13 protein-coding genes are annotated in these 15,007 nt (G+C 39.6%); 4 read left to right on the top strand and 9 right to left on the bottom strand.

The features are described 5' to 3' along the window. Positions 1 to 36: 36 nt before the first annotated feature. Both KCV26_06750 and KCV26_06745 read left to right on the top strand, forming a co-directional pair. On the top strand, positions 37 to 1,230 hold the full coding sequence (locus KCV26_06750) for a site-specific integrase (GenBank protein ID WZX38063.1): 1,194 nt from the start codon (positions 37 to 39) through the stop codon (positions 1,228 to 1,230). 57 nt (positions 1,231 to 1,287) lie between these two features. Continuing rightward, positions 1,288 to 2,412, top strand: a complete 1,125-nt coding sequence (locus tag KCV26_06745) for a DUF1016 family protein (GenBank protein ID WZX38062.1) — start codon at positions 1,288 to 1,290, stop codon at positions 2,410 to 2,412. A gap of 71 nt (positions 2,413 to 2,483) precedes the next feature. On the opposite strand, the gene KCV26_06740 is transcribed toward KCV26_06745, so the two are convergent. Then, positions 2,484 to 4,322: a S8 family serine peptidase gene (locus KCV26_06740; protein WZX38061.1), complete on the bottom strand. Its 1,839-nt coding sequence runs from the start codon at positions 4,320 to 4,322 to the stop codon at positions 2,484 to 2,486. A 42-nt stretch (positions 4,323 to 4,364) separates the two neighbouring features. Beyond that, positions 4,365 to 4,976 carry a tail fiber domain-containing protein gene (locus KCV26_06735; GenBank protein ID WZX38341.1) on the bottom strand — a complete coding sequence of 204 codons (612 nt, stop codon included), beginning with the start codon at positions 4,974 to 4,976 and terminating at the stop codon, positions 4,365 to 4,367. Between the two features lie 96 nt (positions 4,977 to 5,072). Here KCV26_06735 and KCV26_06730 point away from each other — a divergent pair, with 96 nt between their 5' ends. Further along, positions 5,073 to 6,581, top strand: a complete 1,509-nt coding sequence (locus tag KCV26_06730; protein WZX38060.1) for an IS5 family transposase — start codon at positions 5,073 to 5,075, stop codon at positions 6,579 to 6,581. A gap of 102 nt (positions 6,582 to 6,683) precedes the next feature. On the opposite strand, the gene KCV26_06725 is transcribed toward KCV26_06730, so the two are convergent. The 3 genes from KCV26_06725 to KCV26_06715 all read right to left on the bottom strand — a co-directional run bounded on the left by KCV26_06725 (position 6,684) and on the right by KCV26_06715 (position 11,482). Beyond that, positions 6,684 to 7,469, bottom strand: coding sequence for a class I SAM-dependent methyltransferase (locus KCV26_06725; GenBank protein ID WZX38059.1), 786 nt, complete (start codon positions 7,467 to 7,469; stop codon positions 6,684 to 6,686). An 85-nt stretch (positions 7,470 to 7,554) separates the two neighbouring features. After that, the gene (locus KCV26_06720; protein WZX38058.1) at positions 7,555 to 10,530 is read right to left on the bottom strand and encodes a TonB-dependent receptor; all 2,976 of its coding nucleotides are present in this window, start codon (positions 10,528 to 10,530) and stop codon (positions 7,555 to 7,557) included. Continuing rightward, positions 10,511 to 11,482, bottom strand: a complete 972-nt coding sequence (locus tag KCV26_06715; protein WZX38057.1) for a FecR domain-containing protein — start codon at positions 11,480 to 11,482, stop codon at positions 10,511 to 10,513. The genes KCV26_06720 and KCV26_06715 overlap by 20 nt, the downstream gene beginning before the upstream one ends. 77 nt (positions 11,483 to 11,559) lie before the next feature. Here KCV26_06715 and KCV26_06710 point away from each other — a divergent pair, with 77 nt between their 5' ends. Continuing rightward, complete coding sequence (locus tag KCV26_06710; GenBank protein WZX38056.1) at positions 11,560 to 12,126, top strand: sigma-70 family RNA polymerase sigma factor; 567 nt, start codon at positions 11,560 to 11,562, stop codon at positions 12,124 to 12,126. Here KCV26_06710 and KCV26_06705 read toward each other — a convergent pair. The 4 genes from KCV26_06705 to mobC form a co-directional block, all read right to left on the bottom strand. Next, positions 12,111 to 12,680 carry a hypothetical protein gene (locus KCV26_06705; protein WZX38055.1) on the bottom strand — a complete coding sequence of 190 codons (570 nt, stop codon included), beginning with the start codon at positions 12,678 to 12,680 and terminating at the stop codon, positions 12,111 to 12,113. The two genes, KCV26_06710 and KCV26_06705, sit on opposite strands and share 16 nt — an antisense overlap. A gap of 148 nt (positions 12,681 to 12,828) precedes the next feature. After that, a complete protein-coding gene (locus tag KCV26_06700) occupies positions 12,829 to 13,404 on the bottom strand; it encodes a hypothetical protein (GenBank protein WZX38054.1) in 576 nt (191 codons plus the stop codon). A 48-nt stretch (positions 13,405 to 13,452) separates the two neighbouring features. After that, positions 13,453 to 14,421, bottom strand: coding sequence for a relaxase/mobilization nuclease domain-containing protein (locus KCV26_06695; GenBank protein WZX38053.1), 969 nt, complete (start codon positions 14,419 to 14,421; stop codon positions 13,453 to 13,455). Next, positions 14,418 to 14,774, bottom strand: a complete 357-nt coding sequence (gene mobC, locus KCV26_06690) for a plasmid mobilization relaxosome protein MobC (GenBank protein ID WZX38052.1) — start codon at positions 14,772 to 14,774, stop codon at positions 14,418 to 14,420. Before mobC ends, KCV26_06695 begins: the two co-directional genes overlap by 4 nt. Positions 14,775 to 15,007: the final 233 nt, after the last annotated feature.

Raw genomic sequence — 15,007 nt, 5'->3', positions numbered from 1 at the left:
TTCTATATTTGCAAAGTAAATAAAAAAAAGAATGCAATGGCAAAACTTGACGGAAAAAGCACCGACAACCCTAAGCTTATGCAGAAAGAGCTTAAAAATGGAACGTACAGTTTGTATCTCGAATATTATATGGGATATGTAAAAACCGTAAATGAGGATACCGGCGAAGAAATGGTGAGAAAAAGTCGAAAAAAGGAGTCGTTAAATCTGTATTTATTGAAAAACCCACGAACACCTATCGAACGCCAAACAAACAAAGAAACATTAGAGTTGGCAAAACAGATTCGCTATGAAAAAGAACAGCAGATGAAAGATGCTGCAACCGGCTATCGACTACCAACTTTCAAAAAAGTAAACATCTTCGATTGTATGGATGCTTATTATGAAAACTACACCAAAGGCGATAAGCGAATGATAAAGGCAGCCATAAAACGCTTCAAGGATTTTATCGCGTTAGAATATCCATTATACAAAGAGCGAATAAGTGGTGAGCAAATCGACAAGGCGATGATTGTAAAGTTTGTTGAATATTTAAAAAGTATTAGTAAAGGAGAAGGTGCTCTCACTCACTACAAGCGATTTAAGAAAATCATCAAACATCTCGTCGAAGAAGATTACATACGTAAAAATCCGTGCTTAAACGTTCAGTGCAAAGGTGACGAAGCTGCCCTCACAAAAGATGTGTTGAGTATTAAGGAAATTGAGCAACTTATAAGGACAACCTATCCGCAACAAAATATGGACGTTAGACGAGCTTTTATTTTTTGTCTTTACACCGGAATTAGGCATTGCGATGTAAAAGGCTTACGGTATTCTAATGTCGATTTTTCTAACAAATTACTTACTTTTAATCAGAAAAAAGCACAGGGTCAGAGTTCTAAAAGTTGGGTTAATACACCCTTAAACGATGGACTGCTCCAACTTATAGGTAAACCTGAAGTTAACGAAGAAGGCGTACAGATAGATAGCAAAATCTTTAATCTACCAAGCCAGTCGATGTGTTTACGATCGTTGAAATATTGGGTAAAACGAGCTAAAATTCAAAAGCATATCACCTGGCACTGCGCCCGACATTCGTTTGCAGTAAACATTTTAAATAACGGGGCAAATATTAAAACCGTTGCAAGCTTGCTGGGACATAGTGGCTTGCAGCACACCGAAAAATACACCCGTGCCGTTGATGAACTTAAGCAAAAAGCGATTGACAGTTTACCTGAATTAAAGATTTAAACGGAAAATATTTAACTTTGTAAAAGAGTTTACAACTGAAACAAAAAACTTCTCTCAATGGAACAAAGTATATCCATAAATTATGCTGACGTCGTTCGGCAAATAAAAAATGCGATTTTACAAAGTCGTTATAGGGCTGCAAAATTAGCTAATCGTGAAATGCTTTCGCTCTATTTCGGTATCGGGAAATTTATTTCCGAAAATAGCCGGAACCACTTTTGGGGAACCGGCGCCATTGAAAGTATTTCAGAAAGACTTCAACAGGAATTGCCCGGATTGAGAGGGTTTTCGCCCGCAAATATCAAACGCATGAGACAATTTTATGAAGAATGGCAACCATACTTAATCACTGAAAATCACATACAATCAATTCGTCCGATGCTGTCGGACGAAATTCAGATTGATTTGTTGGCCGCAAATCGTCCGACAGTGTCGGACGATTTAGAGATGGATACGTGGAATAGTTTTTTATCTGTTGGGTTCTCACATCATTATGAGATAATTATCAAAACCAAAACGTTAGAAGAACGCTTTTTTTACATTGGAAAATGTGCAACTGAATTTTGGAATTATAGGGTTTTACAAAACAATCTAAAATCAAATCTTTTTGCAAAACAAGGAAAACTTCCCAACAATTTTGCCATAACCATTTCCGATGCCGACTTGCGTCGGAAAGCACTCCTTTCGTTTAAAGATGAATATTTGTTGGATTACATCAATATTGAATCGCCCGACGACGAGGTGGATGAACGCGTACTCGAAAGTGAAATCGTGCTGAATATCAAAAACTTTATTATGTCGTTGGGAAAGGATTTTGCCTTTATCGGTAATCAGCATCGCTTTATTGTCGAAGACAGAGAATATTTTGTCGATTTACTTTTCTTCAATCGCCAATTGCAATGTTTGGTAGCGATTGACTTAAAACGGGGGGAATTTAAACCTGAATATCTCGGGAAAATGAATTTCTATCTTTCCGCCCTTGATGATTTGGTTCGGTTGCCGCACGAGAACCGTTCCATCGGCATTATTCTTTGCAAATCGAAGAAAGAAAAAATTGTGGAGTATGCTCTCAGAGATACATCTAAACCGATGGGTGTTGCCACTTACAAATTGGCAACGGAATTGCCGGAGAAATATCGGGGTGTTTTACCAGATGCGGAGGAGTTGAGAAGGTTGATGTGATAAACCAGGAAGAAAAACGGGATGAAATACTCACCCCGTTATTTTTGAACATAAATGGATTTGAATTATTATTATCGATAAATACTTAGTTGCGAACCGATATTTACCGTAAACGGTGGATTGATAGTTATCTGTTCTCCAAAATTCAAGGTCAAGTGTGCATTATTTGACACACTTACATTATTTGCAACTACATTCCACTTACCAGCAAATAAATTTGAATAAATACTTTGGTTTGAAAAACTAAGAGTTTCACTTTTTACCTTTGCTACAGCCGCGAAAGTATTCAACAAACCATATCCCACTTCTTGATTCCAAGTGCCATTTGGTCTTCCGCTTGTTGATGAATAGCTATAATTACCAACTTTTTGTGCAGTACTCTCAATAATGTCAGCAACTTGCCTTTGTGTCAACAATGGGTTTTCTGATAAAATTAATGCAGCAGTCGCAGCAACATGAGGACATGCGGAGGATGTTCCATTAAAAGTCAAGAAATAGTCTCCTGAACTGTATCCCGCACTTCCTGTTCTGTCTGTAGTTGGAATAAATACCCCCGGTGCGACAATATCTAGCGTTGTTCCAAAGTTACTTCCCCACCAGCTTTCGCCATCACAGGAAGTTGGACTTTTTCTTTCTCCACAAGGACTCATTGCCCCAACAGCAATGATATCTGGGATTGCATTGGCTGGATATCTTACAGCTGAATTATCATTACCTGTCGCAAAAACTACAACACACCCTCTGCCATTTCTACCATTTGATATTGCATTTTGAATAGCATCCGTTAGTATAGCCTGTGGAGTTGGTGAAAACCAAGAATTGGAAATAACAGAAGCGCCATTAGTCCTAGCAAAATTAAATCCATCTGCAACTTTCTGATTGTAGTCGGGAGCAGAAATTAAATTATTGCTTATAGACATTAATGGCGAATTAGATGCTATGCCTGCAACACCAAGATTATTATTCGATACTGCTCCTATTATACCTCCACAAGCAGTACCATGATTTCCTCTTACGATACTTGGCGATGTTCCTGTTTCTGTGTCATAGCTTATCGGGTGGATATTCAAATCCGGATGATTTAACTGAATTCCGTGGTCAATTACTGCAACAATAATTCCATTTGAACCGCTTGTGATACTTCTGGTGCCACAATATCTTATATCAAAGCCTAAAGTTCCGTTATTTTGTCCTGTATTCAACAAGTTCCATTGACTATTAAAGTGCGTATCATTAACACAACTTGTAATGATTGGTGTCATCAAGTCCGGATGTACTTCTGCAAACAAATTAGTCTCATAAAAAATATTTGCCATTTCCAAAGCATTTCCATTCGACATTTTTGTGCATCCTAGTGTATACCATAGCGGCATATATTCATTGTTTCCAATGATTTCAACGTTGAATTTGGTTGCCATTTCTGTAAGTATATCTATATCTTCTTCGGCTTTCAATTTTACATAGAACAAATGACTCAGTCCTAATTCATATCCATCCTTGGTTGTAAAATAAGGAGCTTCATAAAGAATTTCACTATATTTCATAAGAGATTCGGAAGTTTCAATGCTTGCCCACATTAAGGATGAGCCCAAAGTTGTTGCTTTTGAGTTTTTCACTTTGGGAGAGATTTTAACTTCGGAAGGCGAATCGGTAAATTTAAAATTAGCAAAATTCGCGTTCAACTTCATAACATCTTCTTGCCTAAAAAGGATGAATTTTTTCCTTTCGTTCTTATTCAACCCGATTTTTTTGCCTTGATACCAATAATAGTCGGTAATTTCTACCGCTCGGGTACTACTAATGTTCGTTTCTTCAATTGTCTCATTATCTAAGACTTGTTCATCAGAACAACCAACAAAGGTCAAAGACATGAAGAACAACACAGAAACGATAAATTTTATATATCTCATAAATATTACGGTTTAGATTATGCATAATGTATTATATAATATCTATTTAGCGGATTTCTTTAATTCGTTTACTTCTGCTTGAAGTGTTTTCACAGATTCAATCAACACCGGAATTAAAGCAATGTAGTTTATTAGTTTTTTGCCTTCATCATCTGTATATACAATGTTTGGCAAGATTTTTTCAACCTCTTGGGCGAGCAATCCAATTTCTAAATTACTGCTTCGCCCCATTTCTTTTTCGCCCGCAAACTGATAAGTTACAGGGCGCAGTTGGCTAATTACGTTTAAACCATACATCGAAGGGCGAATGTTTGTTTTAGCTTTAGCATCAGAATAGTTATACACATTTGCCACTTGAATACTGTTGAATGTGCTAGTTTTAGTGTTATAAAAAACGACTTGATTTCCTGTTCCAGCTATTCTCGGACTAGACGGAGAAACATCAAGTTGCAAGAATCTGTTTGTGAGAGACTTAAAATACATTCCACTTCCCTCAACTGTTTGTCCATAAAATTCATAAGGTTGAGTGTTTCCGATAGTCAATTTCCCATCAGAGGCGTATCTGATCTGGGATTGTGCTTTTGAGAACAAAAAAGCAGAAAGAACAATAAGCACGATGCTTAAACCAATTTTGTTAAATAGGGTCTGCTGAATAATGGATATTTATGCTGAAAATCAGCAAATTGATTGATATAAAATTTGTATAACTGCAAGAAATTGAGTATTTTTACTTCATAATCCTTGCATTTTATGATACGATACAAGAGCTCCAGACAGCTTTCAATTTCCGAGTTCAAGATGCCCTTCGAGGCAAAACTGGATGAGAATAACCGGTGGGTTGTTCTTTCAAAAATAGTTCCTTGGGAAGAGTTCGCCCGGCTTTATTACAAGAACTTCAAAAGCAACCGTGGTGCCCCCACCAAGGATGCCAGGCTTGTGCTGGGAGTAATCATCATAAAGCACATCATGAAGACAGACGATCGCGGGGTGATAGAGATGATCCAGGAAAATCCCTACATGCAGTATTTTCTTGGGCTCGAAGCTTTCACCCATGAACAGGTGATGACACCATCACTGCTGGTATCCATCAGGAAACGAATCGATCTGGACGTCTTTGAATCATTGACGGACGACTTGATAAGAAAAGGGTTGAAGCTGAAAGCCGGGGCAAATCAAGAAGTGGTTGACAAGGAAGCGACGGATGAGGAAGATGATAATGATGACGATCCCGATCCGCATCCCGGGAACAAGGGGAAACTTCAAATGGATGCTACAGTCTGTGATGCGGATATCAAATACCCCACCGATCTGGATCTGCTGAACGAGAGTCGTCAAAAGGCCGAGGAGTTGATTGATGAGTTGTGTTTAAAACTGGGTATTAAAGATAAACCCCGTACATACAGAAGGGTTGCACGCAAGGATTTTTTGAATGTATCGAAGATGAAGAGAAAACCTGCCAACGTTTTACGAAAGGCGATACGCAAGCAAATCAACTATCTGAAACGGGATGTACGAACTATCAATGAGATGCTGGACACCATAAAGGATGAACCGGTTCCTTTTGACAGGCGGCAACTGAAATATTTTTTTGTTATCCAGCATCTGCTGGAACAACAGGAGAGCATGTACAAGAAGAAGAGCCATCAAGTAGAAGATCGCATCGTGAGCATTCATCAGCCGCATGTACGTCCCATCGTGCGTGGCAAGGCCAAGGCCAAGACGGAGTTTGGCGCCAAGATCAACATCAGCCTGCTGGATGGATATGCCAGGGTGGATCATTTTGACTGGGATGCCTTTAACGAGGGGCAGGATCTTCAGGCACAGGTCGAACGCTTTAGGGAACTGACAGGGAAATACCCGGAGCTGGTTCAGGTGGACAAGATATATCTTACCCGGGAGAACAGACGGTTTTTGAAAGAGAAAGGAATCCGCTACACCGGGGAGCCACTGGGACGAAAACCGGTAAAAGAGATAAAGAGCAGATACCAAAAACGTAAAGAGCGACGAGAAGCGGCGGAACGCAATCAGGTTGAAGGGAAGTTTGGTCAGGGCAAGCGTGGATATGGTTTAAATGATATCCGCGCCAGATTGGCCACGACATCAAACAGTTGGATAGGGGCTATCATTTTTGTGATGAACCTGATCCGACATATGAGGGATATTCCCCTGTCTTATTTTGTCTCGTTTCTATCGAAACTGATGAAAGTGAGAAATATAAACATTTATCCACTCGGGCCACAAATGAAATTGTGTGCCTGATTGGGAATTAGTAAGCAGACCCTAAATAGATTTGTTTTCATAAAATAAAGTTTTTAAATGTGTAAATAGTTGTTTATTATTCTATTATTCAGATAATTATCATTAATCTTGATTTTTCTTATTCAAAATAGCAAAATACGATGTGGTAAAAAAGTTTCTCCAAACAGGAATAGCCGAAAATAATGAAAAGGTTTTGCGAGGTGTTAATCCAAACTTGCTCTCATAGTGTGGATTAATAAAATAATAAGCTTCGTCTACCTGTGTTAATCCGATTTCTTTGACGAGCTTTTTAAAGTGTTCAATTGTTGTCCTGCAATCTTTTATCTCTATCAATTCGGTTATTGTACGCTGATTTACCCCTGTTTTCTCCAATAATATTTTATATGCTTTTTCAGGCAAAAGATGAATAAACGGTAAAGAAGATATTATTTTATTGTGGCAAATTTGTTGATGTCCGCCAAATGGCATTTGCCACGGCGGAAAACCAACATAAATTAATCCATTACTTTTTAAGAGAGATGTGGCTATTGTCAGTAATCGTTTCTTGTCAAGCACGTGCTCAATAACATCGTGAATAATGATGATATCAAATTTTTCTTCAAAACTTGTTGTAAAAATATCTTGGTATAGGAAATTGCCTTGCAGTCCTTCTTCCTGAAAAAATTGTCTTCCCTCTTCAATTCTTACATCGGAAATATCAATCCCGGTTACTTTACATCCTCGCTTTGAAAACGGTTGCAAATTGCCACCTTCTCCACATCCAATTTCTAAAATATTGAGTTCCGGAATAATTTCTTTATGATGTTCTATAAATGGGAGAAAATATTTTTCGCATGTTTGTGCTAGCTCTTTAAAGTATTGTTTTCGGTTTCTATGTCGTTTTTGCATATAAATTACATCAGATTGATAATCTATATGTATTACGTAAAAACAGCTAAAAACCTAACCGATATCTTAGTTAAAAAAACGTGAATTAGAATGTGAGGTTAACAGAAAAGGAGAATGCTCTTTCATCGTATGTTTTATGAATAACCGGGTCGCGCCCTTCGTCATAATTTTCGGATTTGTGTGGAAGAAGATTTTCAGTCGGAAAATTATATTCATCGCGAACATAATCGTCGGGCGTGTTTGTGTAAAAAATTTCGTTGGCATTCAATAGATTTATCCCACTCAATTTAAGCGAAATACCATTTTTCAACCGATAACTTATCGCGGTTTCCAGCGAGTTAAACGGTGCGCGGTATTCGTGTCCGTGTGCGTTCTCACCCAACACAAAAAGTTGACGGCTACTTCGGTTAAATATCACATTCGCATTCAGGTTTTTCACTGAATAGTTAAGTCCAATGTTTAGCAAATAAGGCATCTGTCCCGAAAGCGGCCGTTTTTGTATGCTCTCGGTTTCAATAAACTCGTCTTTATCTCTCATTTCCATTCTCTTGCCGTAAACGGATGAACGGGTGAGCGTATATCCGGCAGAAAATTGAATGTTGCGTATAAAAACGGCATCGGCAATAAAATCCAATTGTTTGCGCGCATTTGCTTCGATGCCGTAATTAACTGCCTTATCCGAGTTTTGCAACACATACATTCGCTCGTCTTGCCGATATTCGTAAGTGGTACGTTCAATAGGATGCTTGATATGCCTGTAAAACAATCCGACAGAAATAAAATCGAACGCACCTAGTTGTTTTTCAATCTGAAAATCAACAGATTGAACAGACGATGAACGTATCGGACGGTTAACAGATGTACCGAGTAAATAGGTATCGTAAACAGGGAAAGGAACATAATCAGCCAATTGTGGATGAATAACGGAACGTTGATATCCCAAACGTACATTCAAATCTCTTATCGGCGTGAATGTAACGTTTGCCGATGGCATAAACTCCCATTTGCGCACAATGTTTTCGTAATTGGCACGCACACCCCAAATCACGCGTAATTTTTCGCTCCAACGGTGCTCCAACATCGCGAATGGGAAATGATCCATCATCGTTTTTTCAAAATTGTCTTGCTCAAACGTCCGATAAATTTCCGGTGCGGGTGTGTTCTTATACTGCAAAATCAATTCGCTGAATCCGTATCGGATGCGCTTGTAGTTGGCATTATATCCGGCAGTGAATTTACTTGCCGAATTTGCCCAATGAAAAGGAAACGAAACCGATGCTCCCATCCTGAAACTTTGTTCCCTATTTCGGTATCGTCCGCTCGATGCAGGGTAGATGTCTTTTAATTGAGGATTGTTGTGCAGAAAATACAAGAGTGAATCGTCGCGCAACGGCTTGTACATTTCCGAAAACGCGGCATCTTTCCGCTCACGTTGCACAAGCGTGTGCGATGCATTCCATTGTAGCGAAACGTTGCCGATGAGGTGCTGACCATCCAGCTTGTTCTGCAATAAACCGGAGAATGTAGGATAATTGAAAAACTGACGACTCAGGTTCTCGTCATTCTCCGGAATGTCTTCCAGGTGTTGCGATATTTCCGTTAAATCGTTATCGAAACTTCTCGTGAAAATATTCCGCAAGCTTATTCTGTTTTTGGCAAATTGCCATCCCACGTTCAGCATTCCGCCCGTAACCGCGTTGTAGCCGTATGTGTGTCCCGCGTTTCGGCTCTCGCTCATATTGCCCGTGTATTGCACGATGCTTTTCCATCTGCCACGTTGCGTATGTTCAATAATCGATTGCCGTTGCGTGTTTTGGTAAGAAAGAGAAAACAACAACCCGAAACGGTTGCCGTTATCAGATAATGTTCGTGTACGCCCGATAGTTACGGAATATTGTTGTGACGGTGGTGTTTTGCGGTCGTAAATCCGAAAATGTTCGGCAGGAATTTCTGTAGCATTTTCCGGTATTTCGCGACTGTGGTCGTCTAATCCAATAAAATCCCATTTGCCGTATTTTCGTCCGCGTTGGTTTTGAAAAGTACTTTGCGGATTCTGTTGGAGCTCTGCTTTCAGTTGCACGAAATTTCGTTCGGGAATGTCTTTTGTGACGATATCGGTCATTGCGCTACCGAAACTCGTGGGAATGTCGGGGGTAGCTGATTTCAACAAGCGGATATTATCCACCAGTGAAACGGGTAATAAATCGAAAGAAAAAATGTTGTACGCCGGATCATAGTTGGATATCGGAATCCCGTCGATGGCGATTTCATTCCATCGCCCGCCCGCGCCACGAACGATAATACCGTTATTTTCGGTGGTAACGATACCCGGAATGAGTTGCAGCGCATCGCGAACGGTGTTGGCGGCTGAGCGTTCTATTTCCTGTGCGGCAAGAACAGCACTCACGTAAGGTGTGTTTCGTTGTGCTCGCAATGCGCCGATAATGGTGTTTTCGGGCGGAATTTGAGTAACAACGATTTCGTTTAGCGAAACATTTGTTTCTTTCAGAGCCACATCCAAACGCGTTGTTTGTTTTGTGTTTATTTTAACGGATTTAATCTCTATCGGTTCATATCCCAAAAAACGGATTTCAATGTCAAAAACACCTGTGGAAAGCGGCATCGCATAATCGCCATTCAATCCCGTCATTCTTCCCTTTTGCGCATTCTTTACTTCGATGGTTGCACCTGCAAGCGGTACGCCAAACGTGTCGGTAATTTTGCCCGCCAGGTTTCCATAGGCGGGTTTTTCTTCGGTGCGACGGACGATTACAAAACGTGTAGCGTTGATTTTACGATAGGTTAGCGGTGTATTCCCGAGTGATAAACGCAGCCACGTTTCAATGTCGACAGATGTGGTTTTGAGTGGCGGAACTGAAATATCGGTTAAAAATTGCGACTCATACGTAATGGATTTTCCGGTTTCTTTGGCAACTTCGGCAATACGTTCGATACGGGAAAGCATAGTTTCATTTGGAAACGAAATGGTTTGTGCCAATACGTTTCCCACAAAAAATAAACCAAAAATTACAGATAGTATTTTAGGGAAGTTCCGTAGCATTTTGGGATTGGAAAACTATTTTATCGTCCGCAATTTGATAGGATAAATCATACAAGGTGGCTATTTCATCCGCTATTTCGTTTAGTGCGGCGGTTTTGTCGAGTGTTATGTTTATGGACATCGCTTCGGGTTGGTTTTCGAAAACAATATTTTTATCGTACAGTTGCCGGATGCGCAAGCGCAACTCTTCTGCCGTACCGTTTTCCAAAACGATTGTTCCCGAACGCCAGGCAGCTTTTTGTGCACTGTTTGTTGTTTTTTTCGAGAGTTCTTTTTCGGTTACGTTGTATATTGCCTGTTGGTTGGCTATAAGTTCTATGCTTGGGCTATTCTGAATGGAAACATTTACTTTTCCACTCAACACGCTCACTTCTTGAAGCGGTAATTCTTCGTAAGTCTGAATCGTAAAACTTGTTCCCAGCACCCGTACTTTTAAATCGTTGCGTAAGTGTACTACAAATGGGTTGTTAGCATCAGGTTTCACATTAAAAAAAGCTTCGCCTTCGTCAAGCCACACTTCCCGTGAGTTTTCACGTAACCTGGTACCCGAATTTAAAATGATTTGCGAACCATCGGATAAGGTGATATTTTTGATTGCATCGGTTGCAACATATTGTATTTCGTTATCTTTAGTTTGTTGAGATTGCGGTTTGTAAAACACGAATATCCCAATAACCAACAACGCAATACTCGCCACCGAGCCAATAAGAATAGGCGAGAGCCTGCGTTTTTTGGGGTTTTCAATTTTTCGGAAAATAAAATCGGTTGTTTCGGTATTTAATTCATCAATCAACTCATCGGTAATTTCGAACTCTTTTTTAGGAATAAAGGCAGATTCAAGCGATTCGATGACTTCATTCTCTGTCTGCGAAGTTTCTCCCCGGCGATATCGTTCGAACAAATCGCGCGTAATTGCCGCTTTTTCCTTAGCCGTTAATTTTTCTTCTTTCATTCTGTTGTCGACGGAACGTTTAGAACGGATAAAATTACTATTTTTGTTTCAGATTGCAAACCTCTGATGAAATATTATTGAAGGCAATTGAGAATAAAGACAGAAAGGCTTTTTCTCAATTCTATGAAAGGTATAGTCATACCGTTCTGTGTTTTGTTGTATCAAAGGTGCATAATAAAGAAGTGGCAAAAGATATTGTTCAGAATTTCTGGCTTGCTTTTTGGGAAAACCCGCGTATTTTGCGTACGAATAAAACCGGTTGTGTAAAAGTATATATGTTACAACACTTGCGTTTTCGTATTTACGATATGTATCGCATCGCTGTTCCCGAAACTATTCCGGCAGAAGATGCTAATATCGTTTCTTCTCTAACCTCGCACGAAAACATCGAAAAAGAAGAGTTGTTGCAAATTGTTCGCGATGCGTTGAAAAACAGTTCCACATTAAACCAAGATGCCTTTTGGATGCGTTTGGAAAATATTCCTGCCAAAGAAACTGCCGGCGAACTGAACACGACAACACAAACGGTTCACAACAGCTTTTCAAAATCTTTGAGAACTGTTCGCGAATACATCAAAAAACATTATCCGGAAATTGTGGCAAGTGGGATGAAACTAATTTTTGCAATTTACTTCTTCAAATAAATTACCCAATACCAGTCTTTTGGATTGCCTGCACCAACGCTTGGCGTGTACAGAAACAGTTTCGCCTTTTGATCGGGATTAGCGGCTAAAAACTCTCTCACTTTTACCAAACCCTGAATGGACTGCCACGCTTTACCATAATCCAATTCCCTGTTATCCGGATTAAATACGACTTCAAAACCGTTTGGATAACGTAGGTCGTAAGTTTTAACGTGTTCAAAAGAATTGGCAGGTTCAAGTTTTTCGGGAAACGTCATTTTGCCTAATCCCATCCAATGAATAGTACCAGCAAATAGAGTCTCATTCAATTCTTTGTAAATAAGTTTAACATTGCCAAAATCACTCGGTTCTACGTATTCGTTTATAATAGTAAAATTATCCGTTGGTTTTGAGAAACCGAATATGGTTCCACCTTCAAAAGTGTTCGTTGTGTAATCTACCTTTAGCATCAGAATTTGATTGGGTGCATCTGTGGCGAGATTTATATCCATATTATCAGAATTACAACCAAACAAGATGCCGATTAAAAATAGAAATAAGATTTTTGTTTTCATAAATGAACAGCTTTTAAATTTGTTCAAATATAGTTGATAAAAATGTTGTCTGTAATAAATAGATGAATTTTTTCGTAAAATGTTGCATCAAATACTAAAAAAATCGCCAATAACAGCAATAATTAACATATTAACTTCGATTTAAGCTTTATTTCTTGTATTTCAGTTGACTTTCAATTTTCTCTTTTTCTCTTTTTAACCTTTCCTCACGCTCCATTATCTTCGCCCGCTCTTCCACATTTTTCTCAAACGTTTCCACCTGTTTGCGTAACGTTTTAATTCCCTTGCTGTTTCTATTGAAATAAAAAACAGTATCTATGGCGGATAACTCTTCATCAGTGGCGTGGCCTATCATTTGGATGTAGCGGAATTTCAAATCGTTGTCCGAAAGCGTGGCATTCTGATTTCTTAGCGAATTATTCCAAACAGTCATAGCCAAAAGCATAAACATCATTGAAAAGAAAAAAGCCATTCCGAAAGTGGATGTAGGTGTAAATTCGATTTTACGTTTTTCGGTACGGATGGCGTTTTCAATGGCGTGTAGTTTCTCAGATTGGCTTTCGTAAACCCTTTCCATTGTCGATTTAAGTTCCGATATTTGCTCGTTATCTGTTTCTTCCGGCTGTTTTTGTCCGATTTTCTCGATTTGTTGGTTAGTTCTGTCCAACTTTTGGTTGATTTCTTCAAACATCATCAGGATGTTTTCGTTGTTAGTTGTAGTCATAAATTGTGGATTTTAGAGTTAGTTTTTATTGTTTTTGTAAATATTTTTTTATCTTATTCTGCTGATTTTTATACGACTTTGCACCTGTCGTTTTCTCGCTTTCAGCGCCAGGATATAGTCAGCAAGCGTAGCGTCGTAATGCGGGCTGCTCGGTTCGAGAAACGATCCCAGGGAATCCCCAAGAAATGAGAAAAGCGAGTCAATGACTCCGATTACTTCGTTGGTTAGCGATAGTTGATTATACAGCAAATTATCCAATTGTCGTTCGGATTCCTGTATCGTTTCAAGGGCGTTATCTTTGATTTCCCGGTCGATTTTCGAAAAACTGCATTCCCTGTCCACTTTTGAACCACTCATCCTTAAACCGTCTTTTTCGAAGATAATTCCCTGGATTTTGTCGGTACTTCCGGCGGTTTTAAATTGAAATGTGATGCCGTCGTTTTTCAATTGCTTTTCCAATTCCTCCCACGTTTTGCTTTTGGGAATGGCTCGTTGCAACGCATCGTAAATCTCGTACTTGATTTTATCGTTTCCGATCAGCCGTTCGCGGTTTACGTTTTCTTTTCCCGGGGCGAAGTATAAACCGTGTGCTTTGGTCAGTTCTTTGCAGACGCCGGTACTGCGGTATTTTTCGTTCTTGTCCGATATCAGCTTGCCGTCGTTATCAATGCGGTTGATGCAGAGATGGATATGCGGATGTTGGCGGTCGTGATGCCGGACAATCAGATACTGCGTATTTTTGATGTTCATTTTTTGCAGATAGGCTTCGGCTATTTCCACCATTTTTTCGTTGGTCAATTTATGCTTATCCTGTTCCGAAAAGTTGAGCGAGATATGCCAAACCGGTTTCTTCACGTTTGGGTGCATCGATGCTTGCATCTCGAAACTTTTCACCGTGAGTTCCTTCGGTTCCATTCGGACGCCTTCGGCTTTCAGTATTTCGGCTTTTTCCTTCTTGCTCATCATATAGCCGACTGCACCCGAAAAACTCGTTCCTTTTACGATTTTTGCCGTCATAATCGGATGCGTTTTAAGAGTTCGTCCAATTCGCTCATCAGCATTTTCGCCGTTGTTTCCACAAACCAAACGCCTTGCACGTGTGCCAATTTTACGAGTTGGTTCAGGTTGTTTGCCATTCCGCCGATTTTGCGGAGAATGGCGATTTGTTCCGACGAAAATCGTTGCTTCACATCTCTCGATAGAATCAATTCGCGAAGAAAATCGCACCGATTTTTGCAGGCAATTTTTGCCTTGCTTTTGAGTTGAAAATATTCGTTCGTGTTGAGTTTTAACGATAGCCGATACTTGCGTTTTTCGGCTAAACTTTTGGCGGGACGACCGCCTTTATTTGCGGGTATTTTTAATGTCATTTCTATGCTTGTTTATGGGTGAAAATGGAGACCAACGGGATGAAAAACAAGGTTTCGGGCTGCCCGAAACACAAACTTGCTTAGTTACATTTTTCGAGATCCGTGCTTCGTTGTTCATTCAACGAATTTAACCTTGCTTAGTTACATTTTTCGAGATCCGTGCTTCGTTGTTCATTCAACGAATTTAACCTTGTTTTCATCTCAATTTGTCCGGTTTTCGGATGTGCTATGGT

Source organism: Petrimonas sulfuriphila (assembly GCA_038561985.1).
Taxonomy (GTDB): Bacteria; Bacteroidota; Bacteroidia; order Bacteroidales; family Dysgonomonadaceae; genus Petrimonas; species Petrimonas sulfuriphila.
Note: the sequence above shows the minus strand (reverse complement) of the source record. Positions and strands in the feature narration are given on the sequence as shown.